The organism is Afifella sp. YEN Y35 (assembly GCF_047553465.1).
GTDB classification, from domain to species: Bacteria; Pseudomonadota; Alphaproteobacteria; order Rhizobiales; family Afifellaceae; genus Afifella; species Afifella aestuarii.
The window spans coordinates 33,036-58,314 of record NZ_CP180203.1; the positions used below are offsets into that span (position 1 = coordinate 33,036).

Below are 25,279 nucleotides of genomic sequence, written 5' to 3' on the forward strand. Positions count from 1 at the left end.
GAGGGCACAATGGGTCTGGTGGCAGCAAAAATTGAACCGAGCGCGAAACAGGATATCGTCGCGGGTCTCACGCAGAGTCTCGCTGAGACGGCTGTGGAAATGACGAAGGCGCAGAATTTCCACTGGAACGTCACAGGCATGGCTTTTGGCCCGCTGCATGAGCTGTTCCAGAAAATGTACGAAGATCACTTCGAGGCGATGGACGTTCTCGCCGAGCGGATCAAGGCGCTCGATGAGCATGCGGAAGGCCGTTACTCGAAGTATCTGGAACGCAGCGCCGTGGAAGAGCATGACGGCCATGCGAGCGATCGCGAGATGGTCGCCGCGCTCCTGGCCGACCAGGAGACGCTGTCGTCCACGCTGTCGGCTCTGTGCAGCGTGTCGGAAAAGCACGGCGATTGGGCAACCAATGATCTCGCCACCGAGCGGGTGGCCGCGCACGACAAGTTCGCATGGATGCTGCGGGCTCATCTCGGCGAAAACGCCTGATCGGTTCTGAAGAGGGAGCCTTTTCGGCTCCTCATGCGTCGATTTTCGTCAGGGGCTGGTGCGAACGCGCCGGCCCCTGATGCGTTGTTATCCCATGATGTACGCGAAGGAGTGTTCGCATGAGCAGTCAGGGGCTTCATGGACCTGCCGGCCGGCCAAGACCCGAACCGAGCAAGACAACGCCAGAAAGCGATGTGGACCGGCTCGCCGCGGAAAGGCTCGTGGCGGAAAAGCTTGATCGCGAGCTCGACGAAGGGCTTGAGGAATCATTCCCCGCAAGCGACCCGCCGGCTCCGACGCAGCCGCACAAAGAGGTCGACGAGGATTGATTTCGACGACGCGGACGCAGGTTTAGGACGAGGCGATCGAACGCCGCGCCCTTCCTTCATGCGTCTACTGTGAGCTTGTCGAGCGGGCAGGGAACGCCCTGCTTTTCGCATTTCCGACGGTAGGCGGTCGCCCAAAAGGGAAGGCCGCCCTGTTCCCTCAGTCTCTCCACCAAGGCCTTCAGGAAGGCCTTCTTGTCTTCCTTGCTGTCGAGCCGCTTGAACGAGGCCTTGTCCTCTCGCGACATGCTGCAGCCGATGCAGCGGCCCTTTCGCTTGAATTTGCACACGTCAATGCACGGCGAGGGTGCATTCTTCCAAGTCTTGGTCATGCGGCTCTGGCGGTCTCGGTCAGTCAATGAGGGACGTCTCGCAATCCTGCGAGCAATCTGAAACATTTGTCGAACGACCGACGACGTCAAGTGGGGAAAGTCGTCCCGCACAACCCGTTTCATCGGCTGGCCTGGCGCCTGCCGATCATCTTGCCTCCGGCCGTTCCTCCTCTGAGCTGGAGAAGGTCACCGTCACGACCAAATGATCGGGGTCGTCTCGAAGCCTTATGATGGTCGTGCCTTGGCCGCAAAGCTTTCCGAGCTTGGTGTCGCAGTGCGCCCGGCAGCACCTGTCTGACAGAAATTTAAGTCGCTCTTCCTGTGTGCGGCGCGGTAACATGACATCTCTTGATGTGCCTGGTCGGCCCCCGCGTCGGCTGCTGAAAGTTCGCGACAGCGGAGCGCCTCTTTGTCCCTTGTGAAGCAGGTTATTTTCGTCGCTTTGATCGGAGCGGCCGCGCTGGCGGGCTATGCCGCCTTCGACACGTGGTTCAATGGGAGCCGCGGCAGCGAGGAGGCGCGGGCCGCCCGCGGCCCTGCGGCGATCGCAGTCGAGGTGGCACGTGCCAAGGCTGAGACGATCGAGCGCAGCTTCGATGCGGTGGGCTCCACGCGTGCCCGCCGTTCCGTCGAGATCGTTCCCCTCGCTTCAGGACGGATCACCGAGCTTTTCTTCGAAGCCGGCCAGAAGATCGAGGCCAGCGCGCCGCTGTTGACGCTCGACGACGATATCGAGGCGGCGGACGTCAAGGAGGCGGAAGCGAAACTGCGTGAGGCCGAGCTCGCATTGGAGCGCGCTCGATCTCTGCATCAGTCGAACACGGTCACTGCCGCCACCGTCGAAACGCTGACGGCGGCGCGGGTCACCGCGGAGGCCGAGCTGGAGCGGGCCCGGCGCCGGTTTGCGGACCGCACCGTGCGGGCCCCGTTTTCCGGCATTGCCGGATTGCGCCGGATCGACCTTGGTGCGCGTGCCGACGACCAGACGGTGATCACCACCCTCGATGATCTCTCGTCCGTCGAAGTGGAATTCGCCCTGCCGGAAACTGCGTTTGGCGAGATCGAGGCCGGGATGCCGATTTTTGCGCGCAGCGCGGCGTTCCCCAACAAGACCTTTTCGGGGAAGATCATCGCTATCGACAGCCGCATCGATCCGGCTTCGCGCGCCTTCAAAGTCCGGGCGTCCATCCCCAATGAAGATTTCGTTCTGCCGGCCGGCATGTTCATGACGCTCTCGGTGGTCCTCGATCGGCGCACCGGGGTGATGGTGCCGGAAGAAGCGGTGATGGTGGAGGGGGACGGCGCCTATCTGTTCGTGGCGGATGGCGAGACGGCACGGCGGCGCGCCGTCGAACTGGGCCAGCGGCAACGGGGAGCGGTCGAAATCTCCAAGGGTCTCGAGGACGGTGAAGCCGTCATCGTGCGCGGCGTGCAACGCCTGCGCGACGGATCACAAATCCGCATCGTCGAAGATGCGGAGAACGGCAAGGCGGCGGCGGACGCTGACGGCATCGGATGATTCTCTCCGATATCAGCATCAAGCGGCCGGTTCTCGCCGCAGTCGCCTCGATCCTGATCGTGGTCTTCGGGCTGGCGGCGATTTTAAGCATTCCGATCCGGGAACTGCCCGACGTCGACACCGCCGTCGTCACCGTCACCACGTCTTACGCCGGGGCGGCGCCCGAAATCGTCGATACGGATATCACCGAGACGATCGAAGGGGCCGTCGCCGGCATCAGCGGCGTCAAGTCGATCAGCTCCGAAAGCCGGCGCGGCCGCAGCCGCACCACCATCGAATTCGTCATCGGCCGCAACATCGACGAGGCGGCGAACGATGTCCGGAGCGCGGTGGCGCGCGTGCGTGGCGACCTGCCGGACGATGTCGACGAGCCGCAGGTGGTCAAGAACGACGCCGATGCCGACCCCGTCATCCGCCTTGCGGTGACCGACCCCCATATGTCTTCGGCGCAGATCACCGACTATCTGCAGCGCTATCTCGTGGACAGGCTGGCGACGCTCGACGGGGTCGCCAATGTCGAGATTTTCGGCGAGCGCAGCTATGCGATCCGCATCTGGCTCAACCGCGAAGCGATGGCGGCGCGCAATCTCACCGTTGCCGACGTGGAAGATGCGATCCGCCGCAACAACGTCGAATTGCCGGCCGGAGATCTGGAATCCTCGCGTCGCCAGCTCGCCGTGCGGGTCGACAGTCGCGTCGCCGGCGTGGACGCCTTCTCGAACATCGTCGTCGATCGCATTGCCGGTTTCCCGGTTCGGCTGAAGGATATCGCGAAGGTCGAGCTCGGCGTGGAAGATGACACGACGCTCGTGCGCCTCAACGGCGTGGAGGCGGTCGGTCTCGGCATTTCGCGTCAATCCCAGGCCAATACGATCGCCATCTCGCGGGCCGTGGCCGCCGAGCTGGAGCGCATCCGCCCGACGCTGCCGGAGGGGATGGAGATCACCGTCGGGTCCGACGATGCCGTCTTCATTCAGGCGTCGATCCGCGAGGTTCTGATCGCGCTCGCGATCTCTCTCGTCCTCGTCGTGCTGGTCATTCTGGCATTCCTCTTGTCGGTGCGCGCGACACTGGTGCCGGCCGTCACCATTCCGGTGTCGTTGATCGGCTGCTTCATTCTCATTTCGGCACTCGGCTTTTCCATCAACGTCTTGACGCTGCTCGCCCTCATTCTCGCGATCGGGCTCGTCGTCGACGACGCGATCGTGGTTTTGGAAAATATCCAGCGGCGTATCGACGAGGGCGAGACGCCGATGGTGGCGGCGTTTCTGGGCTCAAGGCAGGTGACGTTTGCCGTTCTCGCGACCTCGCTCACGTTGATCGCGGTCTTCATCCCCATCTCCTTTTTGCAGGGGCAGGCGGGGCGGCTCTTCACCGAATTCGGCTTCGTCATGGCGAGTGCCGTGGCAATCTCCACCTTCGTTGCTTTGACGCTGTGCCCCGTCCTCGCCTCGCGGCTCCTGAAGCGACATAGGCATCCGGCGGGCCAGGATGACAGCGGCCGGCCTTCGAGGTTCAGGCGTGGCTATGAAGGGCTGCTGCGACGGGCGCTCGGCATGCCGCTCGTCGTGATCTCCGTCGCTCTCGTCGTCGCGGGAGGGGGTATCTTCCTCTATCAGGAGCTGCCGCGAGAGCTGACACCCAAAGAGGATCGCGGCGTCATCTTCGTTCCACTGACCACGCCGCAGGGGTCCACCACCGCCTATACCGACGGCGAAGTGCGCGTTTTGGAGCGGGAGCTCGAGCCGCTCCTTCAAGGTGCCGACGTGCGCTCGGTCTATTCGATCGTCGGGTCCTGGGGCCGCCCGTATCGTGCGTTCGTGCTGGTCCGTCTGGCACCCTGGGAGGAGCGCGAGCGCGGCCAGGCGGAGGTGCAGCGCGACATCATTCCAGCTGTCGGCAAGGTGATCGGGGCGACCGGATTTCCGGTGACGCCCGCGGGCCTCGGTCTTCGCGGCAGCAGCACGCCGCTGCGCGTGGTCGTGGGTGGCCCCGACTTCGAGAGCGTGAAGGAATGGGCCAATACGCTCCTGGACAAGGCACGGCAGAACGAAGGCTTGCGCAATGCCGAGCTCGATTTCGAAGAAAATCAGCCGCAGGCCGACATTCGCATCGACCGCGAGCGCCTGGATGATCTCGGCGTCAGCGTTCAGACGGTCGCGCAGACGCTGCAGACCATGTTCGCCTCGCGCGAAATCTCCGACTGGGTCGACCGCGGTCGCGAATATCCCGTGATCCTGCAGGCGCGCGAGGAAGACCGCCGTGTGCCTTCCGATATCGGCAACATCTTCATGCGCGCCGGTGACGGGGAGAACCTCTTCCCCTTGTCATCCGTCGTGAACGTCAAGGAAGCCGCGGCCGCACCGGAGCTGCGCCGCTACAATCGCCTGCCATCCATCACATTGGAGGCAGCGCTCGCGGAAAACTACGATCTCGGCTCCGCCATCGATTTCATCCGCGAGGCGGCCGCGGAAAGCCTGCCGCCCGAAGCCCAGATCGCGTTTGCCGGCCAGTCGCAGCAATATCTCGAGACATCGAGCGGCGTTGCCGTCACCTTCGGTCTCGCGATCCTCATCGTGTTTCTGGTTTTGGCGGCACAGTTCGAGAGCTTCGTCCACCCGCTCGTGATCATGCTCTCGGTGCCGCTCGCCTTCGCCGGGGCGATCTACGCACTCTATTTCGCTGGGCTTTCGCTCAATATCTACAGCCAGATCGGCATCATTCTGCTGGTCGGGCTGATGGCGAAGAACGGGATTCTGATCGTCGAGTTCGCCAATCAGCTGCGCGACGAGGGAATAGAGGTGCGCGAGGCGGTGATCGAAGCGTCGATCCTGCGCTTTCGTCCGATCATCATGACCGTGATTTCAACGGTGCTCGGCGCCGTGCCGCTGGTGCTGGCCTCCGGCGCCGGAGCCGAAAGCCGAAGCGCGATCGGCGTCGTCATCGTCGGGGGGCTGATGCTCGCGTCGCTTCTGACGCTCGTCGTGACGCCCGTGCTCTACGATCTTCTGGCGCGGTTCACCGAGCCGAGGGGCGCGGTCGAGAAGCGGCTCGCAGCCGAATTGCCCTCAGGCGGGCGCCGCACGTAACGCCCGCTCGCAGTCGTTCATCGAGGGAAATGACCGGTCTAGGTCGACATCATGCGGGGGATATCGACCCCCATCGTCAAGCGATCGATCTCGTCACCCGCGTCGCCGCTCTGCCCCGGATTGCGCACCATCAGGTCTTCCAGCGTGTGCTGGTCGAGGACTTCCGTAAAGGCTCCGAGCGCCTGGCTGAAGATCCGGTTGACCGGCGACAGCGGGCGGATCGAGCAGTCGATCGTTTCGCCGAAGCAATCCGCCTCGACACTCGTCGCCTCGGTGAGGCGCACGACGTCGCCGAGATGGATCTCAGCCGGCGTGCAGGCGAGACGCACGCCGCCTGTGCGGCCGCGCATGGTCTTCAAGAAGCCGCCCTGCACCAGGAGCGCGACGAGCTTGGCGACATTGTGCTCCGTGATGAGCGTCGCGCGCGCGATCTCTCCGGCATTCGTCTGGCGTCCGAGACGCGCACAGTGCAGCAGAATCCGCAGTGCCTGACTGGTCTGTTTCGTGAGCCGCATGGAATTGCGCTCCTAGATGTTTGGCACGTCCGGATTCGGGACGGACATGCTCCTGCCTGCAATATGCCTTCGGCCCGAAGAGCGTCAACGGGTGCGTCAAAATACCGTGCCGATAAGTTGTGAAAACAGCGTGCTTTAACGCAGGCGATGCAGCGCCGCCGCGAGGTTCTCTTCCATCTGTCCCAGAACGGTGGCGGCGTTTTTGAGGGTTTCCGGCGAGAAGTCGCGTGTGGCGATCTCTGCGAGCCTCTTCCAGACGGCATCGATGGCGCCGAGCGTCGCTTCGCCGTCGCGGCTCAAGCGCACGATGCTTCTGCGGTGGTCGGAACGGTGGCTGTCGCGCTCGATCAGCCCGCCTGCCTCAAGCCGCTCAAGCATTTTGCTGACGGTCGGGGGGCGCACGCGCAACTCCTTGGAAAGCGAGGAGGGCGAGTGTTCGCCGTTTCCACAAAGGGCGCGCAGCAGCTTGTCCTGGCCGGGGTGGATGCCGATCTCGGCCAATTCGATGCCGAGAAGGGCACGGCAGAGTTTGGCGGCCTCGACCAGCGCCAGAACCGCTTCGGCGCGGAGGTCATCAGGCGCCATGGTGGCGGTGGAATCGGAAGCCGTCTCCCGAGGACGACCGTCATGATCGGATGCTTGCATTCACGCCTGAGGTGATAGAGTGCCGCTTCATCCGGGGTGATGTCGCGGTGGCGGCCGGCGCGCATTAAAGTGCTTTAATTCGCGCTCCGCCCCGATCGAGGCCTACGAGCCGGGAAACCAGCTCGTATCGATCTCGTAATAATGGTCCGCGAAATCGATCAGCTTCATTGCGCGCTCTTCGCTCGGGAACGAGATCCAGCGACCCTGACGGGCGATGAGGCCTTCCTCCTTGAGCTGTTTCAACGCATTGCTGACCGAAATATTGCTGAGGCCCACAAGGTCGCCAATGACCTCCTGCTGTAGCGGCAGCTCGAATTCGTCGGAATATGCGGGATCCATGATCCGCAGCCGCGCCCGGCATTGCAGAAGAACCAGAAGCACCCGCGAGGCCGCAGGCATACGACCGGTCGCTCGCAGGCGGTCGAGAACCGCGGCATGGTCGATCATGGCGAACGTGTAGAAGAGCGCCGTGAGCTTCGGAGAATTCGAAAAGACGCCGCGGAGCCCCGATTTCGGGAACGGACAGATGATGGCATCGGTGGCCGCCTCGATGCCATAGGTGCTCTCGGCGAAGGCGATCTGGTTGGTGCCGACGACGTCGCCCGGAAAATGCAGGTCGAGGATCTGACGGCGGCCGTCGGGGGTGTGAATGAAGGTGTAGACCCAGCCAGCGTCCAGAACGAAAAGACGGTTCGCCTCGCCTTCGTCCACCAGTGTCTCGTGCCGCCGGACCGTGCGGCTTTCGCGTTCCAATTCACTGAGCAGCTGTTTCTCGGCGTCACTGAGAGCGACGTAATGCGATATCTTGCGGACCAGACAGCTTTCGTCCCCGTGCACGATCCCTATTCCCTTCTGGCTGCCAGGCTGTTGAGACAAGGGAACGCCCGTGAGGCTTGCCGTTCACATGAACTTGGTCATGCTGCCCTTGTCCGCGGAGCCGTGCATGCTTCAAAGACGCGAACAAACACCCTAGATCTATTCGATAGTCGATTCTTCTAGCACGGTTTGATGTTCGCCACTCAATCGTACAATTCTCGGCGGATCTCCTCCTTCATGTCCCGCCCGTTCGATAGGTGACGCCAGCGTGCCGCTTTCCAGGCTTCTTTACGAAACTCCGGCTTCCGAGGAACCGCCGCCGTCCCCGCCGAGCCCCTCGCTCGCCCGCTCGGCCGCGCTCGTCGGTATGCTCGGGGCCTTCATCGTGCTCGCTGCCGTCGCTTCGATCTCCTACCTGCAGTGGCGCGACTTGACGGAGAACATGCGGAGCTCCACCGCGAGCTCCGCGTTCTTTCTGGCCGATCACGGGGCGAGGCTTTTTGAGGTTTCCGATCTTGCGCTGAGGAAGGCGGCCGACGCTCTCGGCGAGCGCGATTGGGACGAGATCGAAGCCTCGCGGCCTCTTTTCGACGAGCTGACTGAGCTGCGTGCCGATCTGCCTTATGTCGATGAATTGTGGGTCAATGACAGCACCGGTGAGCTGCGCCTCACCACCTTTGGTTTCCCCGCGCCGCAGGCCAATCTCTCCGACCGTGATGTGTTTCAGGCCCACCAGGCGCAGGATGCCGGCCTCTTCGTCGGCCAGCCGATCATCGGTCGTGTGACGGACAGGCCGACCTTCCTCGTCAGTCGCCGGCTCGGCGGCGATGAGTTCAAAGGCATCGTCTCGGCGAGCCTCGCGCTCGACTATTTCAACACCTTCTGGAAACGCATCCCGCTGCCGCCCGATGCCCGGATCGCGCTCTTCCGAAAGAGCGATCAGGCGGTTCTGGCGCGTTTCCCGCAAGCCCCGGCCGAGGCCGCGCCGGTCCCCTTCAATGCGGCGCTCGAGGAGATGATTGCGGAAAACCCGGAGGAGGGGAGCTACACCAACCTCGCGCAGGAAAAGGACGTCCGGTTCGGCTCCTATCACCAGGTCGGCAATCTGCCATTGTACGTTCGTGTCAGCGTGCCGCGGCAGGCGCTCTTCTCCTTGTGGTTGGAACAGGCCCAGCCGAATGCGTTCTTCGCGCTTGCAGCGATTTTATCGCTGATCGCCCTGACCGCCTTCGCTCGCCATCAGGCCCGGCGCGAGGATGAAAGCCGCGCCTTCCTGAAAGACGAGGTGGCGCGGCAAACGGTGGCGCTGCGGGAAGAAACGCAGGCCCTGGAAGCGCTCAACGGAGCAAGCCGCATCCTTTCTGCCGAACTCGACCCCGGGCGCGCAATCCGCACCATCGTGCAGGCGAGCGTGGTGATGAGCGGGGCGCGCGCAGGCGCCTTTCTGCCAGCCGATCAGAAGCGGGCTGAGAGAAGCGAAAGCGACCGTATCGTCGTCCGCAACGAGGATTTTCGCCCCGGCTTTCTGCGTTTCGTCTCCGAACATCGGGGCGAGCTTCTGCGTTCCGGTCACAACATCCTGCGGGTCGATGAAACCGGTGAGTGGACGCAGGAGCGTGAGGCATCCGGCGTCGGCAGCTTTCTTGCCGTGCCGATCATCTCCCGCTCGGGCGAAGTGCATGGCGAGCTCTTTTTGGCCCATTCGAACCCGCATGCGTTCGGGGCGCGGGCGGAACGGTTGTCGGTGGGGCTCGCCGCCCAGGCCGCGATTGCGATCGACAACGCCAATCTCTTCGAGGCCGCCCAGAAGGAAATCGCGGCCCGCAAGGAGACCCAGGTCAAGCAGGAGCTCCTGATCCGCGAGCTCCATCACCGGGTGAAGAACACCCTGGCGGTCGTCCAGGCGATCGCCGGTATGACGGCACGTTCTGCCGAGGATATGAGTGCCTTCAACGATGCCTTCGCGGGGCGGTTGTCGTCTCTCGCCTCCACACATACCCTTTTGACAGAATGGGCCTGGCAGAAAGTGCCTCTCGGGGATCTTATCCGCGGGCAGCTCGAGCCCTATCCGGAGCGCGTTCACCTCGACGGGCCGAATTTGGAGCTTGCGGCGGCACAAGCCGTTCCCATCGGCATGGCCATCCACGAGCTTGCCACCAACGCGATCAAATATGGTGGGCTTTCAAAGGCCGAGGGCCGGCTGTCGGTCGTCTGGCGGGTCGAGGAGGACAAAAGCGGAGACACGCCCGGGACTTTGTTCCTGGAATGGCGCGAAAGCGGGGGGCCTCCCGCCGTCTCTCCGACGCGGCGCGGCTTCGGCTCACGGTTGTTGAGCGATGTCTTGCGGGTGCAGCTTCGCGCCCGTACGGAGATCCGCTTCGAACCGGAAGGCCTCGTGTTCGAACTTGAAGTCCCCATTGCGCCGATCGTCGTGTCCGATTACCCTGGCTCAGCCGTCGAGGAGAGCGCTCAGGCGTGACCGACCCCGTTCTGGCGGGTGCAACGAAGAACGGTTTTCCAAAAAAATGTCTTCTCGTCGGAACCACTTTCGTTCCGTTGCGTTAAATCCAGGCTGCGTATTGCCGTTTGCCAGCAGAAGACGTTTTTGCAGGAGAAATAGCTCGTATGCCCGCCATTTGTGCAGGAGAGAAAGCGGCGCCTCTCCGCGATTGTCAGATCCTACTGGTAGAAGACGAAGCTCTGGTTGCGATGGACCTTGCCTACGAGCTCGAGAAGGCCGGGGCCGAGGTTACCTTCGCGTCGACGCTTGCGGAGGCGCTCGCCATCGCCAACAGCAACGATCCTCCCCACTCTGCGGCGGTTCTCGATATCAATCTGCGCGGTGAAGAGGTGTATCCGGCTGCCGAACGGCTTGCCGAGACTGGCGTGCCCTTCCTGTTTTGCACGGGGCACGGCAAGCTCGAAGATGTGGCGCCGCGCTTTCCGGACGCGCCGGTGCTGAACAAGCCGATCATCGGGCGCCAGCTCGTTTGTGCACTCGCTGCGCTTCTTCCTTGAGGCGTCATTCCCTTGAGCCGCGATTGAGCGGCCAGTCCTTTTAGCCCGCCGTCGCGTTTCTTCTCACTCTCTTCAACTGGCCTTGGCTGCGTGGACCCGCCAAATGGCCCCGTTCGCTTCGTCGGTCAGGAGGTAGATCGCGCCATCCGGACCTTCGACGACATCCCGGATGCGTTGGGCACGTTCGTGCAGGAGACGTTCCTCGTGGGTCACTTTCTCGCCGTCCAACTCGAGGCGAACGAGGGCTTGTGAGGCGAGTCCCCCGACGAAAATGTCCCCTTGCCATTCGGGAAACATGTCCCCCTCGTAAAAGATCATGCCGGAGGGGGCGATCACCGGTGTCCATTGATAAAGCGGATCGACCATGCCTTCCGCCTGCGCCTTGCCGGAGCCGACGGGTGTGCCGTTGTAATTGACGCCATAGGAGATGACGGGCCAGCCGTAATTCTCGCCGGGGCGGGCAATGTTGAGCTCGTCGCCGCCCTTCGGGCCGTGCTCGATCTCCCACAGCTCGCCCGTCTCTGGATTGAGCGCGGCCGCCTGGACGTTGCGATGCCCGTACGACCAGATCTCCGGGCGTGCATCCTCGCGGCCGACATAAGGGTTGTCGTCCGGAATAGAGCCGTCCGAGTTGAGGCGCACGATCTTGCCGAGATCGGAATCGAGCTCCTGCGCCTGCCCGCGGAAAGCCTCCGAGAAGCGCTCTCCGAGTGTCACGAAGAGGCGGCCCTCGCGGTCGAAGACGAGGCGCGAGCCATAATGTGCGGTGCTTGCGACCTTGGGCTCTTGCGAGAAGGTCACCTGCACATCCTGCATCTCCGTTCCGTCGTCGGAGAGTTCGCCGCGGGCAACGGCCGTCGAGGTCGTGCCGCCGTCACCGGGTTCGGCATAGCTCCAATAGACGAGGCGGTTTTCTTCAAAGTCGGGATCGAGGGCGATGTCGAGAAGCCCTCCCTGGCTGCGATTGTCGACCTCGGGCAGGCCTGAAATCGGCTCCGATACGTCTCCGGCGGGCGTGACATGGCGCAGGTTCCCGGAGCGCTCCGTCACCAGCATCGAACCATCGGGCAGGAAAGCGAGACCCCAGGGATGAGACAGGCCCTCCGCCACGGTCTCTACAGCGATGTTCGGTCCCTCCGTCGAGATCGCTTCCTGGGCAAGGCTGGTGCTGGCGAGGAGCGTCGCTGCGAGAACTCCGCCTGTTCGCAAGAACATGCCTCTGGTCATGATGATCCTCCGAAAGCCGCTCCGGCGGACTCGGACCCGCCTTTGCGAACCAATCGGCAGAGGGGGGCGCAGTTCCCGTTGCAGGGCGAAGACGGGATAACGTTCGCTTGAAAATCATGAGAGAAGCGCTGCGCTTTGCGATCTTGCGGGCGCCTGTCCGTCGAAGATCCGCCGGGATGTGCAACGACGTCGCGGATTGGCCGGCGTCTCTCGCTCTCTCGCCCCGTCCCCGTGCCGGCAGCGCCCGCGTCGGCGAGGGAGGATCTGAGAGCCGGACGTATCTCTGTGGAACGCAAAAGAATTTCCGGCTGACTTCGAGTGAATTTCGAACGCTTCTGCGACGTGATCGGAAAGCATTCTGGGCGGACGATCGGACAAGCGGATCGACGCCTGAAGGAAGACGGTTGGGCGAGGCTTCGTCGCTGGGTTTTTGACCTTTGCGCCAGGTTCTCTAAAACCAGAGGCAACGTTTCATTCTCATTCCTCAACCAGCAGAGATAATTTCATGTGCGGCATTTGCGGCGAAGTGAGCTTCACCGGCTCGCAGGCCGATCCCTCAGCGATCGGGCGTATGCTCGACGTCCTCTCCGCCCGCGGCCCCGATTCCTCCGGGGCCGTCATCCGGGGCCGTGTCGGCCTCGGGCATCGCCGGCTCCAGATCATCGATCTTTCGGCACGCTCCGAACAGCCGCTCGTCGATTCCGATCTCGGTCTGTCGATCGTCTTCAACGGCTGCATCTACAATTACCAGGAGCTGCGCACCGAGCTGCAGACGAAGGGCTATCGGTTTTTCTCCTCTGGCGACACGGAAGTGATCCTCAAGGCCTGGCATGCCTGGGGCGAGGACTGCGTCAGCCGCTTCCACGGCATGTTCGCCTTCGCCATTCATGAGCGCGAAAGCGGCCGGGTGGTGCTGGCGCGCGACCGTTTCGGCATCAAGCCGCTCTATCTTTCGGAGACGAACGGCACGCTGCGTTTCGCCTCGTCGCTGCCGGCGCTGGTCAAGGCGGGTGGTGTCGACACCACGATCGATCCCGTGGCGCTGCAATTCTACATGTCGTTCCATGCGGTCGTGCCCGCGCCCTACACCATCCTCAAGGGCGTGCGGAAACTCGCGCCTGCCACGATCCGCGTGATCGAGGCTGACGGGACGAGCCGTGAGAAGGTCTATTGGGATCCGCGCTACGAACGCTCCAGCGAAGAGGTGACCCGCTCCTTCGGCGAATGGCAGGAGATGGTGCTCGATGCGCTGCGGACGGCCGTCGACCGCCGCATGGTCGCCGACGTGCCTGTCGGCGTGCTGCTTTCGGGCGGCGTCGATTCCTCGCTGATCGTCGGGCTTCTCGCCGAGGCGGGGCAGAAGGATCTGATGACTTTTTCGATCGGCTTTGAGGAGGCGCACGGCGAGAAGGGCGACGAATTCGTCTATTCCGACATCATCGCCAAGCATTTCAACACCGATCATCACAAGCTCTTCGTGCCGTCCTCCGACCTGTTGAAAGAGCTGCCGGGCGCGATTTCGGCGATGTCGGAACCGATGGTCTCCTACGACAACATCGGCTTCTACCTCCTGTCGCGGGAGGTCGCGAAGCACATCAAGGTCGTGCAATCCGGACAGGGCGCCGACGAGATCTTTGGCGGCTATCACTGGTACCCGCCGCTCGCGCATTCGAACAATCCGGCCGCCGATTACGCCAAGGTCTTCTTCGACCGCGACCACGACAAGCTGGGCCAGCATCTGTCGCCCGATTGGATGGCAGCCAAGGACGAGGCACGTGCCTTTGTGGAGGCGCATTTCAACAAGGCCGGGGCGGAAGATCCCGTCGACAAGGCGCTTCGGCTCGATTCCACCATCATGCTCGTCGACGATCCGGTAAAGCGGGTCGACAACATGACGATGGCCTGGGGGCTGGAGGCTCGCGTTCCCTTCCTCGACCACGAGCTTGCGGAACTCGCTGCGCGCATTCCGCCGGAGCACAAGCTTGCCGATGGCGGCAAAGGCATCCTCAAGGCGGTGGCACGCGAGGTGGTGCCGAAAGAGGTGATCGATCGCGAAAAGGGTTATTTCCCGGTTCCGGCGCTCAAATACATCGCCGGCGATACGCTCGACATGGTGCGCGACACGCTGACGAGCCAATCCGCGCGTGAGCGCGGTCTTTTCCGCAGCGATTATCTCAACGCGCTCTTCGATGATCCGAGTGCCCATATCACGCCGTTGCGTGGGTCGGAGCTCTGGCAGGTGGGGCTCCTGGAGCTCTGGCTGCAGAACCACGAGCTTTAACAGGGGGCTGCCATGTCACGCCGACCGGACAAGAAGGGCCAGGGCAAACGCGCCAATGTCGTTGGCCACAGGCTCTTGCGCATGCGCGAGCAGGGCACGCGGCCGCATCTCGAGCAGGATAGCGAGCGGCCGCATCCCAATGCGGTGATCGATTGCGGCTGGGGGCGCATCCTCTTTACGCAGACATTCGAGACCAACGAGGCGATGATCGACAAGCTCGGGGCCGAGGGCCCGGACCGGCGCGACATCGCCTTTTACGTGCGCGACCCGCATGTCGTGCTGGCCGCGGCCCCGAACGAGCTCTTCCTCGATCCCTCGCACACCTACCGGCTCGATCTCACCACCTACCGGGCGAAATGGCGCAAGCTGCCCGGTTTTTTCGTGCGGCGGCTGACCTCGCTGGCCGATGCGGAGACGGTCAACCGCATCTATGCGAGCCGCAATATGGTGCAGGTGGACCCGGAATTTTTCTGGTCGAACCGCGACAGCCGCGCGCTCACCTATTTCGTCGCGGAGGACGAGACGACGGGTGAGGTGATCGCCACCGTCACCGGCGTCGATCACCAGCGGGCCTTCAACGATCCGGAGCGGGGCTCCTCGCTGTGGTGTCTCGCCGTCGATCCTCAGGCGCCTTATCCGGGCATCGGCGAGGCGATGGTGCGGCGGCTCGCGGAGCACTATCAGGCACGCGGGGCGGCCTTCATGGATCTCTCCGTCCTGCACGACAACGACAAGGCGATCAATCTCTACGACAAGCTCGGTTTTCGGCGCATCCCGATCTTTGCGGTGAAGCGCAAGAATCCGATCAACGAGAAGCTCTTTTCCGGCCCCGACCCGGCCGAGAACCTCAACCCCTATGCCCGGATCATCGTCGATGAAGCGCGGCGACGAGGCATCGATGTCGAGGTGATCGACGATCAGGCGGGCTTCTTCCGGCTCTCGTCCGGCGGACGATCCGTGCGTTGTCGCGAAAGCCTGTCAGAGCTCACGAGCGCCGTCTCCATGTCGCTTTGCGATGACAAGTCGGCGACGCGCCGGATCGTGGAAAAGGCCGGGGTGAAGGTGCCAGCCCAGATGGAGGCCGGCGACGAGAAGGAGCTCGAAGCCTTCCTCGCCGAGCACAAGAGCGTCGTCGTCAAGCCGGCGCGTGGCGAACAGGGGCGGGGCGTCGCCGTCGATCTCGACACGCTCGATGACGTCAAGGCCGCGATCGAAGAAGCGAGGAAATCCGCCGACCGCGTGGTGCTGGAATCTTACTTCTCCGGCACCGATCTCCGGCTGATCGTCATCAATTTTCGGCTTGTGGCCGCAGCAATTCGCGTGCCGGCCCAGGTGGTTGGCGACGGCAAGAGCAGCGTGCGCGACCTGATCGTCAAGCAGAGCCGACGGCGTGAAGCGGCGACCGGCGGAGAATCGAAGATCCCGCTCGACGGCGAGACGGAACGCTGCATCGCCCGCAATGGCTTTTCTCTCGATTCCGTCCTGCCAGAGGGCGAGACGCTGCAGGTGCGGAAATCCGCCAATCTCCACACCGGAGGCACCATTCACGACGTGACGGCGGCCGTGCATCCGACGCTCGTCGAGGCCGCGATTTCGGCTGCCCGTGCCATCGACATTCCTGTGGTCGGCATCGATCTGATGGTGACGGCGCCGCATCTGCCGGAATATGTCTTCATCGAGGCGAATGAGCGACCGGGCCTTGCCAATCACGAACCGCAGCCGACCGCGCAGCGCTTCGTCGATCTCCTGTTTCCGCTCTCAATGCCCGCCTCCGTCAGAATGGCGCAGGAAAGGAAGGGATGATGACGCGGCTCGCGATCGATACGGACTACCTGGCCGATTGGCTGGCGCGGCTTCTCGCGACGCCGAGCCCGACCGGATACACCGACACGATCGTGCGCGATTGCTGTGCGGAGCTGGAACGGCTCGGGGTCGGCTACGAGATCACGCGCCGGGGCGCCATTCGTGCCATCTATCAGGGCTCCCGCCGCAAGGCGGCCCGCGCGATTGTTGCCCATCTCGATACGCTCGGCGCGCAGGTGAAGGGGCTCAAGGAGAACGGACGTCTGGAACTCGTGCCGGTCGGCCATTGGTCGGCGCGGTTTGCCGAAGGGGCGCGGGCGACGATTTTTACCGATCACGGTTCCTATCGCGGCACGATTCTGCCGCTGAAAGCCTCCGGCCATACCTTCGCCGATGAGGTCGACACCCTGCCGGTCGGCTGGGATTACGTGGAGCTTCGCATCGACGCGCCGGCGACCGACAAGCCGTCGCTTGAAAAACTCGGTGTGGAGGTCGGCGATATGGTGGCGATCGATCCGCAACCGGAATTCGTCGAAAACGGCTTCATCGTTTCCCGGCATCTCGACAACAAGGCGGGTGTCGCGGTCATGTTCGCGGCGCTCGAAGCGATGGTGAAGGAAGATGCGATCACGCCGGTCGACATCCACTTCCTCTTGACCATCGCCGAAGAGGTTGGCGTGGGCGCCTCTGCCATCCTCTCCCATGACGTCGCCTCGATGGTGGCGGTCGACAACGGCACTACGGCTCCCGGCCAGAACTCGTCGGAATTCGGCGTGACCGTCGCCATGGCCGACCAGACCGGCCCGTTCGACTACCATCTGACGCGCAAGCTCGCGCGTCTCTGCCTGGAAAACGACATCCGCTACCAGAAGGACGTTTTCCGCCATTACCGCTCCGATTCGGCCTCTGCGATCGAATCGGGCGCCGATGTGCGCACGGCACTCATCACCTTCGGTGTCGATGCGAGCCACGGCTACGAGCGCATCCATATGCATGCGTTGCGGTCCCTCGCAGAACTCATCACCGCCTATGTGACGAGCCCCGTCGAGATCCAGCGCGACAGCAAAGAGCTCGGCAGCCTCCAGGGCTTCACCACCCAGCCGACCGAGGACGAGGCGGCCGAGGAGGCGAAGGACGAACCTGTCGTGCTGTGACACTTTGCGCCGGCAGGCGGCTTCGTCGATCGTCCCGTGGCGCTTGACCCACTTCCCTGTGAAGGCGCGATATCGCGTTTTTTAGGAAGGGATGCGACATGACAGAGAAATCTCATGAAGCGGAGGCTGCCGCGGATCGCTGCTGCCAGGACCAGGCTGCCGGTGAGCATGAAGGCTGCGGCTGTGGTGGCAAAGGCCACGGCAAGCACAAGCACGGGGACCACACGCACGGCTCGTGCGGCTGTGGCGGCCACGGCCATAAGCACGCGCATGGGGCGGACGAGGGCGGTTGCGGCTGCGGCGGCGATCACTAAGGCGGGCTTATCACTCCGCGCGAAGCCTGAACTGGGCGAGGACGCCGCATTCTGAGACGGCGTCCTAAAGACGATTGAAAAGGCGGGTGCCGGTTCACGTACGGCAGCCCGCTTTTTTACGTTCTGCGTGACCGATCTGGCGTCGAGGCGCATGCTCCTCGTCGGACTTGTGCGTCCCTTGACCTTCCAGTGACTGGAACGCCCATATCTGTTGAAATCAGATAGAGGGCACGAAATGCCAGAGACGTCACACCACCCGGCGGGTGAGAGCCACTCGGCCCCGAAGGGAGCAAAAACCGCGGTCGATCCCGTCTGCGGCATGAAGGTCGACACGAGCGCGGACAAGCCCACGGCCAGGCATGACGGGCAGGTCTATTATTTCTGCAGCGAGAGCTGCCACGACAAATTCGTGGCGGATCCTGCGCGATATCTTTCCGGCGAGACGCGCGATGAGGAGGTGCCGGCCGGCACGCTCTACACCTGCCCGATGCATTCGGAAATCGTGCAGGAGGGACCCGGCACCTGCCCGATTTGCGGCATGGCGTTGGAGCCGATGGGGGCGCCAGTTGATGGGCCCAATCCAGAACTCGTCGATTTTACGCGTCGCCTGTGGATCGGCGCGCCTCTCGCGATTGCCCTTTTGATCATCGAGATGGGCGGGCACCTTCTCGGCGTCGATGTCCTGCCGTTCCTGTCCGAGAGGGCGGAGCAGTGGCTGCAGCTCGTACTTGCTGCTCCGGTGGTGCTTTATTGTGGCCTGCCGTTCTTCGAGCGCGGTTGGCGCTCGGTCGTAACCGGCAATCTGAACATGTTCACCCTGATCGCGCTCGGGACGGGGGCGGCGTTTCTCTACTCCCTCGTCGCCGTCTTCCTGCCCGGTGTTTTCCCTCCGGCCATGCATGACGGGGGTGTCGTGCCGGTCTATTTCGAGGCTGCGGCGGTGATCGTCGTCCTCGTTCTTTTCGGCCAGGTGCTGGAATTGCGGGCGCGTGAGCGCACCGGAGGCGCGATCAGAGCACTGATGGATCTCGCGCCGAAACAGGCGATGCGCGTGAACGAGGACGACAGCACGGACGAGGTCCCGCTCTCCGAGGTTGCCAAGGGCGATATCTTGCGCGTGCGTCCTGGCGATGCCGTGCCGATCGACGGTGTGGTGGTCTCCGGTCGCAGCTCGGTCGACGAATCGATGCTGACGGGCGAATCCGTGCCGGTCGAAAAGACCGAGGGCGATCGCGTTACGGGCGGCACCAGCAATACGCGGGGCAGTTTCGACATGAAGGTCGATCGCACCGGTGCTGAGACGACGCTGTCGCAGGTGGTGACCATGGTGGCCGAGGCGCAGCGTTCGCGGGCGCCCATCCAGGGTCTCGCCGATCGCGTCGCCAGCTATTTCGTGCCGACGGTGGTGGCGGTCGCGGTCCTCGCCTTTATCGGCTGGTTCGTCTTCGGGCCGTCGCCGCAGCTCGCCTATGGCCTCGTCGCTGCCGTCAGCGTGTTGATCATTGCCTGCCCCTGCGCGCTCGGCCTGGCGACGCCGATTTCGGTGATGGTGGCGACGGGACGTGGCGCCCAGGCCGGTATCCTGATCAAGAACGCCGAGGCGCTGGAGACGATGAGCCATGTCGATACGGTCGTCGTCGACAAGACCGGGACCTTGACCGAGGGCAGGCCGCGGCTCGTCGCGGTGGAGCCGGCGGACGACATCTCTTCCGATGATCTTCTGCAGCTTTCCGCCTCGCTCGAGGCTGCGAGCGAACACCCGCTCGCCGAGGCGATCGTGGCGGGAGCCAAGGAAAAGGACCTCACTTTGTGGAAGGCGGTCGATTTCGACGCGGTCACAGGCAAGGGCGTCACCGGCTCAGTCGATGGACGCCGGATGCTTCTCGGCAATGTCCGGATGATGGAGGATGCCGGCATCGATGCGGGCTCTCTGCGCGAGGAGGCGGAGGCCCGCCGGCGCGAGGGCGAGACGGTGATGTTCGCCGCTGCCGATAATCGCCTGCTCGGCTTCATCGCGGTCGCCGATCCGATCAAGGAGACAAGTGCCGCCGCGATCAAGGCGCTGCACGGCGAGGGCCTGAAAGTGGTGATGGCGACGGGTGACAATCCGACGACGGCGAAGGCCGTGGCAGAGAAGCTCGGTATCGACGAGGTGCATGCGGAGGTGATGCCGGAAGACAAAAAGCGCATCATCACGGAGCTGAAGAAAGACGGCCACAAAGTCGCCATGGCGGGCGACGGCATCAATGACGCTCCGGCGCTGGCGGAGGCCGATGTCGGCATCGCCATGGGGGCGGGCGCGGATGTTGCGGTTGAAAGCGCCGGCATGACGCTGATGAGCGGCGATCTCAACGGCGTCGTCAAAGCCCGCCGATTGGCGGATGCGACGCTCGGCAATATCCGCCAGAACCTCGTCTTCGCCTTCGGCTACAATACGCTCGGTGTGCCGATTGCCGCGGGCGTTCTCTACCCCGTCTTCGGCGTGCTTCTGTCGCCGGTGATTGCGGCGCTGGCGATGAGCCTCTCGTCGGTCTCCGTCGTCGGCAATGCGCTCCGGTTGAGGGGCGTGAAGCTCTGACGAACGTGAAGCTCTCACAAAAAGGCGGGCGCCGGTTCTGGTGCCGGCTGCCCGCTCCTCAGACGCCCCGCACAAGCGGGGCGCGCCCTCAACCTCGCAGATTCAGTGCGACATCAAGATCGGAACCGTCATCTGGTCCATGATCGACTGGGTGGCGCCGCCGAAGACCGTCTCGCGCAGGCGCGAATGGCCGTAGCAGCCCATGACGATAAGATCCGCGCCGAGGTCGGAGGCGCGGTTCAGGATTTCTCCGCCGACCGAGGTGCGGTCCGGCCGAGAGGTCATGTTCTCGACGTCGAGCCCGTGGCGCGAAAGGGTGCGCGCGAGGGCGTCTCCCGGCACCAATCCCTTGCCCGGTTCATTGTGGCCGGCCTCGACGCAAAGGATGTGGACCTTGGCACCCTTCTGGATGAGCGGAAGAGCGTCGAAAGCCGCGCGGGCCGCCTCGCGACTGCCGTTCCAGGCGATGAGGACCGTATGCCCGACATCGGTGTAGTTGCCCGAGGTGGGGACCACCAGGACGGGCCGGCCGGCACCGAGCACCAGATCCTCCGGACGATAGTAGGAGGGGAGCTCTTCGGCCGCCTGTGCCGTCACCACGAGATCTGCATTGCGGCAGGTGCGGCAGGCGAGCTGGGTCGCATTGACGTCGCGCGCATCGAGCTGAAGCCATGAATTCGAGATCGTTTCCGTCGCGGCTGCGCGATTGAAGGCTGCCCCGATCTCTTCCGCCAGCTGGTTGTCGCGCTCCATCTGCATGGACAACCATTCTCCGCCGAGCGGGTCGACGACGTCTGGCGGAATGCGCGGGATCAAATGCAGGCCGACGATGTGAGCAGAATGATCGCGCGCAATCGGCACCGCGACATTCATGAGGCGCGGGATGACATCCACCGTCGGAAGGTGGATCATAATCGTTCCGAGAGGATAACGGCTGCTCACGGCTCTTTCCTTTCAAACGCGTGGAGGAAGGCAGGGGCAGGGTTTAACCAACAGTCCATTATAGAACCTCGCGCCGAATTGCCGCGTTGATCAGGATCAAGCCCCCCTGGAAGTGACGCCTTTTCATCGCTAAGACTGCGGTATGATGAAGCTGGTGCCAATCGCCCCCCTTGAGACGGATCCCGTGCCCGATCTTTGTCGGGCATGCAAGGCTCGAAACAGGGGGATCTGCGGCGCGCTCAACGCATCGCAGCTGTCGGAGCTGACCCGCCGCGCCCACAGGCAGGTGGTCGAGCCTGGCAAGACCCTGCTCGATGCCGAGCAGCCGACATCCAACTATTCCAATGTGCTCGCGGGCGTCGTGAAGCTGTCGAAGATGTTGCCGGATGGTCGGCAGCAGATCGTCGGTCTTCAGTTCGCGCCAGATTTCGTCGGCCGCCCGTTCTCGCCGGAGAGTTCGCTCAAGGCCGAAGCGGTGACGAGCACGGTTCTGTGCACCTTCCCGCGGCAGCTTCTGGAGCGGATGATCAGCGAATCACCGGAGCTGGAGCACAAGCTCTATCTTCAGGCACTCGACGAGCTCGATGATGCGCGCGATCTTCTCCTCACGCTCGGCCGCAAGACGGCGCGGGAGCGGGTCGCGACGTTCCTTCTGATGATTGCGCGCCATTCTCCGCATGCCGATGACAATGATGCGGGTGGCACCGGTTTCGAACTGCCGCTGACGCGTGCCGAAATCGCCGACTTCCTCGGGCTCACCATCGAAACCGTAAGCCGGCAATTGACCAAGCTGAAGGGCTCCGACGTCATCCGGGTGGAGCAGAATCGGCGCATTCGTGTCCCCGATATGGAGCTCCTGGAAGCCGAGACGGGGGACTGAGCTTAGGCTTTCGTCAGTCTCGCTGCGTCCCGATAAACCGCGCAGGCGCGCTTCAAAGAGTGCCTTTGAGTGAGCGCCTGTGAGTGCTTTTTTGGGAGTGCCCTTTCGGGACGTGCGCCGCCTTCTTCCGGGCGGGAGGAACCGTCCGTCAGCCGGCCTGTGCCTGACGCCCGTCCTTGCGGAGAGAATGTCTCCCGACGATCCGAACCTCGCTTGCCAATAGGATGGCAAGAGGCTGGCTGTCGCAGCGCATGCGGTGGCGCAGGAGTGCGGCCGCGAGATCCGCCCGTGCCGATGGCGAGAAGCAGGAGCGGGCCATGGGGAACACCACCGTCTCCTCCCAGGCGATATGCCGGCGCTGCGATTCGAAGAACGCACGCAGGAGATAACCGAGAGCCTCGGCTTCGCGGTAGCTGCCTTCCTCGTCATGGGCATCGAGGGCGTCGGCCAGCTCCAGTGCGGCCTGTTCATCGGCGTCATGTTCGGAGCGGGCGAGGGCGATCGCCTCGCGGATGCCGCGATCGGCGCGGCAGGGCGCGGCGAGAGCGGGAAACAGGATGTCGTTTTCCAGCCGGATATGGGCGGGGAAGTAGAAGCGCAGCGTCAACGCCGCAGCACGCGCCGTCTCCTGGATGACGTCTCTGGGAAGGGCATCGGCGATCGCTTCCAGCAGATCGCACAGACGCTCCTGCAGGGCATGCTCGTAAGCGATCAGCTGGAAGGGGTCTTCCCGAATCATTTCTGCCGTGGGCGCGTCCGCCGCGCAGGCGAGCAGCGCCTCAAGATGGCGTCTCTGCGGCCGCATCTTGGGAAATCCTTCCCAATCGTTCCCCTTGATTTACTAAGTGTGCCGGAACTGCCCCCTTTCCAACTTGATCTGAATCAAGGATCAGTTTCCCCTAAAGTCGATAGCTACTTTGGAAGCCTTCTAGCGCGTCGCTTGGGCGCACTTGGCGAGTTTATAGGAGATGGCCATGGGGATGGCACAAGCCGGCATCCTGTTCCTGATCGCGCTGGTTGCCGTCATAGCCTCTGTGAAGGCTCATGACATGCAGTTCGCGGTCCATATGGGACTGGTTGCCTTGATCGCACTCGGCGCTGCCATCTGGCGGCTGCGCACCATGGATGTCTCTGGGAAGAACATCCCGCTGCGCGAGCGTCCAGACGGCTACATGGACGAAGTGATTCGCTATGGCGCCGTGGCGACTGTGGGTTGGGGCGTCGTCGGCTTCATGGTCGGCGTGTTGATCGCGTTCCAGCTTGCCTTTCCCCACCTTAATATCGAGCCATATTTCAATTTCGCACGTTTGCGGCCGCTGCACACCTCGGCGGTGATTTTCGCCTTTGGCGGCAATGCGCTCATCTGCACCTCGTTCTACGTCGTGCAGCGGACGACCGGTGCCCGCCTCTTCGGCGGAGGTCTGCCGTGGTTCGTCTTCTGGGGCTATCAGCTTTTCATCGTGCTTGCCGCCACCGGCTATCTCCTCGGTGTCACGCAGTCGAAGGAATATGCCGAGCCGGAATGGTACATCGACCTGTGGCTGACGATCGTCTGGGTCGCCTATCTCGTGGTCTTCGTCGGCACCATCGCCAAGCGCAAAGAGCCCCACATCTACGTGGCGAACTGGTTCTATCTGGCGTTCATCGTGACGATCGCGATGCTGCACGTCATCAACAACCTCGCCGTGCCGGTCTCCTTCCTCGGGTCCAAGAGCTACTCGGCCTTCTCTGGCGTCCAGGATGCCCTGACGCAGTGGTGGTACGGCCATAACGCGGTCGGCTTCTTCCTCACCGCCGGCTTCCTCGGCATGATGTATTATTTCATTCCGAAGCAGGCCGAACGCCCGGTCTATTCCTACCGGCTCTCGATCGTCCATTTCTGGTCGCTGATCTTCCTCTACATCTGGGCCGGCCCGCACCACCTGCACTACACGGCTCTGCCCGACTGGGCGCAGACGCTCGGCATGGTGTTCTCGGTGATGCTGTGGATGCCGTCCTGGGGTGGCATGATCAACGGCCTGATGACGCTGTCGGGCGCCTGGGACAAGCTCAGGACCGATCCGATCATCCGCATGATGGTGATCGCCGTCGCCTTCTACGGCATGTCCACCTTCGAAGGGCCGATGATGTCGGTGAAGGCCGTGAACTCGCTCAGCCACTACACGGACTGGACCATCGGTCACGTGCATTCCGGTGCGCTCGGCTGGGTCGGGATGATCTCCTTCGGCGCGATCTACTACCTGGTGCCGAAGCTGTGGTTCCGGCCGCGGCTCTACTCGGTGCGGCTCGTGTCCTGGCACTTCTGGCTCGCCACGATCGGCATCGTTCTCTACGCCGCCTCCATGTGGGTGTCGGGCATCATGCAGGGCCTGATGTGGCGTGAGTACAACCAGGAAGGCTTCCTCGTTTACTCCTTCGTGGAAACCGTTGCGGCCATGCATCCCTACTACATCATCCGCGCTCTCGGCGGCACGCTCTACCTCGCCGGCGGGCTGATCATGGCGTTCAACATCTACAAGACGATCCGCGGTGATCTCCGTCAGGAGACCCCGATCGGCGCTGCCGTCGAACCGGCCGAGTGATAGGAGACACAACGTGCTCGACCCGTTTACGAAATTCATCCTGCGCAACCATGACAGGGTGGAACGGAACATCACCGTTCTGTTCGTGCTCTCCTTCATCGTCGTCTCGATCGGCGGCCTCGTCGAAATCGTGCCTCTGTTTTACGTGCAGAACACGATCGAGAAGGTCGAAGGGATGCGGCCCTACACGCCGCTGGAGCTTGCCGGTCGCAACATCTACATCCGCGAGGGGTGCTATCTGTGCCACTCGCAGATGATCCGCCCGATGCGCGACGAAGTCGAGCGGTACGGCCATTACTCGCTTGCCGCGGAATCCATGTACGACCACCCCTTCCAATGGGGGTCGAAGCGGACGGGGCCTGATCTGGCGCGCGTCGGCGGGCGTTATTCCGATGCGTGGCACGTCGAGCATTTGACCGATCCGCGTTCCGTGGTGCCGGAATCGATCATGCCCACCTACAGCTTCCTCAAGAAAACGCCGCTCAAGGCCGACGACATCGCCGAGCATCTCAAAGTGAACGCGGTTGTCGGTGTGCCCTATTCTGAGGACATGATCGCCAATGCGCAGGCGGATCTGCGGGCGCAGGTCGATCCCAACGGCGATCCGAGCGGTCTGGAAGAGCGCTACCCGAAGGTGAACGTGCGCGACTTCGACGGCAATCCGTCGGAGATCACGGAGATGGACGCTCTGGTGGCCTATCTTCAAATGCTCGGCACGCTGGTGGACTTCACCACCTACGAGCCGCTCGCCGAAGACAATCTCAGGTGA

At 63.2% G+C, this 25,279-nt stretch carries 20 protein-coding genes; 13 read left to right on the forward strand and 7 right to left on the reverse strand.

The window, feature by feature from the left end; genetic code table 11:
• Positions 1 to 9 precede the first annotated feature (9 nt).
• Complete coding sequence (locus ACK8CP_RS00165) at positions 10 to 489, forward strand: Dps family protein (RefSeq protein ID WP_234628894.1); 480 nt, start codon at positions 10 to 12, stop codon at positions 487 to 489.
• A 119-nt stretch (positions 490 to 608) separates the two neighbouring features.
• On the forward strand, positions 609 to 818 hold the full coding sequence (locus tag ACK8CP_RS00170) for a hypothetical protein (RefSeq protein WP_414832937.1): 210 nt from the start codon (positions 609 to 611) through the stop codon (positions 816 to 818).
• Positions 819 to 874: 56 nt separating this feature from the next.
• Here the strand turns inward: ACK8CP_RS00170 and ACK8CP_RS00175 are convergent, their stop codons facing one another.
• Positions 875 to 1,063 carry a hypothetical protein gene (locus ACK8CP_RS00175; RefSeq protein WP_414832938.1) on the reverse strand — a complete coding sequence of 63 codons (189 nt, stop codon included), beginning with the start codon at positions 1,061 to 1,063 and terminating at the stop codon, positions 875 to 877.
• 502 nt (positions 1,064 to 1,565) lie between these two features.
• Here ACK8CP_RS00175 and ACK8CP_RS00180 point away from each other — a divergent pair.
• The gene (locus tag ACK8CP_RS00180; protein WP_414834306.1) at positions 1,566 to 2,666 is read left to right on the forward strand and encodes an efflux RND transporter periplasmic adaptor subunit; all 1,101 of its coding nucleotides are present in this window, start codon (positions 1,566 to 1,568) and stop codon (positions 2,664 to 2,666) included.
• Positions 2,663 to 5,755 carry an efflux RND transporter permease subunit gene (locus tag ACK8CP_RS00185; RefSeq protein WP_414832939.1) on the forward strand — a complete coding sequence of 1,031 codons (3,093 nt, stop codon included), beginning with the start codon at positions 2,663 to 2,665 and terminating at the stop codon, positions 5,753 to 5,755. The genes ACK8CP_RS00180 and ACK8CP_RS00185 overlap by 4 nt, the downstream gene beginning before the upstream one ends.
• 38 nt (positions 5,756 to 5,793) lie before the next feature.
• Here ACK8CP_RS00185 and ACK8CP_RS00190 read toward each other — a convergent pair whose 3' ends face one another.
• The 3 genes from ACK8CP_RS00190 to ACK8CP_RS00200 all read right to left on the reverse strand — a co-directional run bounded on the left by ACK8CP_RS00190 (position 5,794) and on the right by ACK8CP_RS00200 (position 7,752).
• Positions 5,794 to 6,270 (reverse strand): RrF2 family transcriptional regulator, encoded by a 477-nt coding sequence (locus tag ACK8CP_RS00190; RefSeq protein ID WP_234628890.1) that lies wholly within the window; start codon positions 6,268 to 6,270, stop codon positions 5,794 to 5,796.
• A 135-nt stretch (positions 6,271 to 6,405) separates the two neighbouring features.
• On the reverse strand, positions 6,406 to 6,915 hold the full coding sequence (locus tag ACK8CP_RS00195) for a MarR family winged helix-turn-helix transcriptional regulator (protein WP_414832940.1): 510 nt from the start codon (positions 6,913 to 6,915) through the stop codon (positions 6,406 to 6,408).
• Positions 6,916 to 7,017: 102 nt separating this feature from the next.
• The gene (locus ACK8CP_RS00200; protein ID WP_414832941.1) at positions 7,018 to 7,752 is read right to left on the reverse strand and encodes a Crp/Fnr family transcriptional regulator; all 735 of its coding nucleotides are present in this window, start codon (positions 7,750 to 7,752) and stop codon (positions 7,018 to 7,020) included.
• Positions 7,753 to 7,999: 247 nt separating this feature from the next.
• Here ACK8CP_RS00200 and ACK8CP_RS00205 point away from each other — a divergent pair, with 247 nt between their 5' ends.
• Positions 8,000 to 10,210: an HWE histidine kinase domain-containing protein gene (locus tag ACK8CP_RS00205; RefSeq protein ID WP_414832942.1), complete on the forward strand. Its 2,211-nt coding sequence runs from the start codon at positions 8,000 to 8,002 to the stop codon at positions 10,208 to 10,210.
• 146 nt (positions 10,211 to 10,356) lie between these two features.
• Positions 10,357 to 10,749: a response regulator gene (locus ACK8CP_RS00210; protein WP_234628886.1), complete on the forward strand. Its 393-nt coding sequence runs from the start codon at positions 10,357 to 10,359 to the stop codon at positions 10,747 to 10,749.
• Positions 10,750 to 10,821: 72 nt separating this feature from the next.
• Here the strand turns inward: ACK8CP_RS00210 and ACK8CP_RS00215 are convergent, their stop codons facing one another.
• Complete coding sequence (locus ACK8CP_RS00215) at positions 10,822 to 11,976, reverse strand: PQQ-dependent sugar dehydrogenase (protein WP_414832943.1); 1,155 nt, start codon at positions 11,974 to 11,976, stop codon at positions 10,822 to 10,824.
• Positions 11,977 to 12,481: 505 nt separating this feature from the next.
• On the opposite strand from ACK8CP_RS00215, the gene ACK8CP_RS00220 reads away from it, so the two are divergent.
• From ACK8CP_RS00220 to ACK8CP_RS00235, 4 genes are all read left to right on the forward strand, one after another.
• Complete coding sequence (locus tag ACK8CP_RS00220) at positions 12,482 to 14,257, forward strand: N-acetylglutaminylglutamine amidotransferase (RefSeq protein ID WP_414832944.1); 1,776 nt, start codon at positions 12,482 to 12,484, stop codon at positions 14,255 to 14,257.
• A gap of 12 nt (positions 14,258 to 14,269) precedes the next feature.
• The gene (ngg, locus tag ACK8CP_RS00225; protein ID WP_414832945.1) at positions 14,270 to 16,060 is read left to right on the forward strand and encodes an N-acetylglutaminylglutamine synthetase; all 1,791 of its coding nucleotides are present in this window, start codon (positions 14,270 to 14,272) and stop codon (positions 16,058 to 16,060) included.
• A complete protein-coding gene (locus tag ACK8CP_RS00230) occupies positions 16,060 to 17,214 on the forward strand; it encodes an osmoprotectant NAGGN system M42 family peptidase (RefSeq protein ID WP_128291823.1) in 1,155 nt (384 codons plus the stop codon). The genes ngg and ACK8CP_RS00230 overlap by 1 nt, the downstream gene beginning before the upstream one ends.
• 549 nt (positions 17,215 to 17,763) lie before the next feature.
• Entirely contained in the window at positions 17,764 to 20,106 is a 2,343-nt protein-coding gene (locus ACK8CP_RS00235; protein WP_414832946.1) for a heavy metal translocating P-type ATPase, read from the forward strand.
• A 102-nt stretch (positions 20,107 to 20,208) separates the two neighbouring features.
• Here the strand turns inward: ACK8CP_RS00235 and ACK8CP_RS00240 are convergent, their stop codons facing one another.
• Complete coding sequence (locus ACK8CP_RS00240) at positions 20,209 to 21,018, reverse strand: universal stress protein (RefSeq protein ID WP_414832947.1); 810 nt, start codon at positions 21,016 to 21,018, stop codon at positions 20,209 to 20,211.
• Positions 21,019 to 21,190: 172 nt separating this feature from the next.
• On the opposite strand from ACK8CP_RS00240, the gene ACK8CP_RS00245 reads away from it, so the two are divergent.
• Positions 21,191 to 21,928: a Crp/Fnr family transcriptional regulator gene (locus ACK8CP_RS00245; RefSeq protein ID WP_414832948.1), complete on the forward strand. Its 738-nt coding sequence runs from the start codon at positions 21,191 to 21,193 to the stop codon at positions 21,926 to 21,928.
• Between the two features lie 148 nt (positions 21,929 to 22,076).
• Here ACK8CP_RS00245 and ACK8CP_RS00250 read toward each other — a convergent pair whose 3' ends face one another.
• Positions 22,077 to 22,733, reverse strand: a complete 657-nt coding sequence (locus ACK8CP_RS00250) for a hemerythrin domain-containing protein (RefSeq protein WP_234628879.1) — start codon at positions 22,731 to 22,733, stop codon at positions 22,077 to 22,079.
• Positions 22,734 to 22,908: 175 nt separating this feature from the next.
• Between ACK8CP_RS00250 and ccoN the strand changes: the two genes are divergently transcribed.
• Together ccoN and ccoO are read left to right on the forward strand one after the other, a co-directional pair.
• Positions 22,909 to 24,510 (forward strand): cytochrome-c oxidase, cbb3-type subunit I, encoded by a 1,602-nt coding sequence (gene ccoN, locus ACK8CP_RS00255; RefSeq protein ID WP_234629389.1) that lies wholly within the window; start codon positions 22,909 to 22,911, stop codon positions 24,508 to 24,510.
• Positions 24,511 to 24,547: 37 nt separating this feature from the next.
• The gene (gene ccoO / locus ACK8CP_RS00260) at positions 24,548 to 25,279 is read left to right on the forward strand and encodes a cytochrome-c oxidase, cbb3-type subunit II (RefSeq protein WP_234629388.1); all 732 of its coding nucleotides are present in this window, start codon (positions 24,548 to 24,550) and stop codon (positions 25,277 to 25,279) included.

Excerpts from the sequence above, each read along its gene's own strand:
- ACK8CP_RS00250 (WP_234628879.1), bottom strand. The coding sequence starts at position 22,733 with ATGCGGCCGCAGAGACGCCATCTTGAGGCGCTGCTCGCCTGCGCGGCG.
- ACK8CP_RS00220 (WP_414832944.1), top strand. The coding sequence starts at position 12,482 with ATGTGCGGCATTTGCGGCGAAGTGAGCTTCACCGGCTCGCAGGCCGAT.
- ACK8CP_RS00170 (WP_414832937.1), top strand. The coding sequence starts at position 609 with ATGAGCAGTCAGGGGCTTCATGGACCTGCCGGCCGGCCAAGACCCGAA.
- ACK8CP_RS00195 (WP_414832940.1), bottom strand. The coding sequence starts at position 6,915 with ATGCAAGCATCCGATCATGACGGTCGTCCTCGGGAGACGGCTTCCGAT.
- ccoN (WP_234629389.1), top strand. The coding sequence starts at position 22,909 with ATGGCACAAGCCGGCATCCTGTTCCTGATCGCGCTGGTTGCCGTCATA.
- ACK8CP_RS00190 (WP_234628890.1), bottom strand. The coding sequence starts at position 6,270 with ATGCGGCTCACGAAACAGACCAGTCAGGCACTGCGGATTCTGCTGCAC.
- ACK8CP_RS00210 (WP_234628886.1), top strand. The coding sequence starts at position 10,357 with ATGCCCGCCATTTGTGCAGGAGAGAAAGCGGCGCCTCTCCGCGATTGT.
- ACK8CP_RS00245 (WP_414832948.1), top strand. The coding sequence starts at position 21,191 with ATGATGAAGCTGGTGCCAATCGCCCCCCTTGAGACGGATCCCGTGCCC.
- ACK8CP_RS00235 (WP_414832946.1), top strand. The coding sequence starts at position 17,764 with ATGCCAGAGACGTCACACCACCCGGCGGGTGAGAGCCACTCGGCCCCG.
- ACK8CP_RS00215 (WP_414832943.1), bottom strand. The coding sequence starts at position 11,976 with ATGACCAGAGGCATGTTCTTGCGAACAGGCGGAGTTCTCGCAGCGACG.
- ACK8CP_RS00240 (WP_414832947.1), bottom strand. The coding sequence starts at position 21,018 with ATGATCCACCTTCCGACGGTGGATGTCATCCCGCGCCTCATGAATGTC.
- ACK8CP_RS00165 (WP_234628894.1), top strand. The coding sequence starts at position 10 with ATGGGTCTGGTGGCAGCAAAAATTGAACCGAGCGCGAAACAGGATATC.
- ACK8CP_RS00230 (WP_128291823.1), top strand. The coding sequence starts at position 16,060 with ATGACGCGGCTCGCGATCGATACGGACTACCTGGCCGATTGGCTGGCG.
- ngg (WP_414832945.1), top strand. The coding sequence starts at position 14,270 with ATGTCACGCCGACCGGACAAGAAGGGCCAGGGCAAACGCGCCAATGTC.
- ACK8CP_RS00185 (WP_414832939.1), top strand. The coding sequence starts at position 2,663 with ATGATTCTCTCCGATATCAGCATCAAGCGGCCGGTTCTCGCCGCAGTC.
- ACK8CP_RS00175 (WP_414832938.1), bottom strand. The coding sequence starts at position 1,063 with ATGTCGCGAGAGGACAAGGCCTCGTTCAAGCGGCTCGACAGCAAGGAA.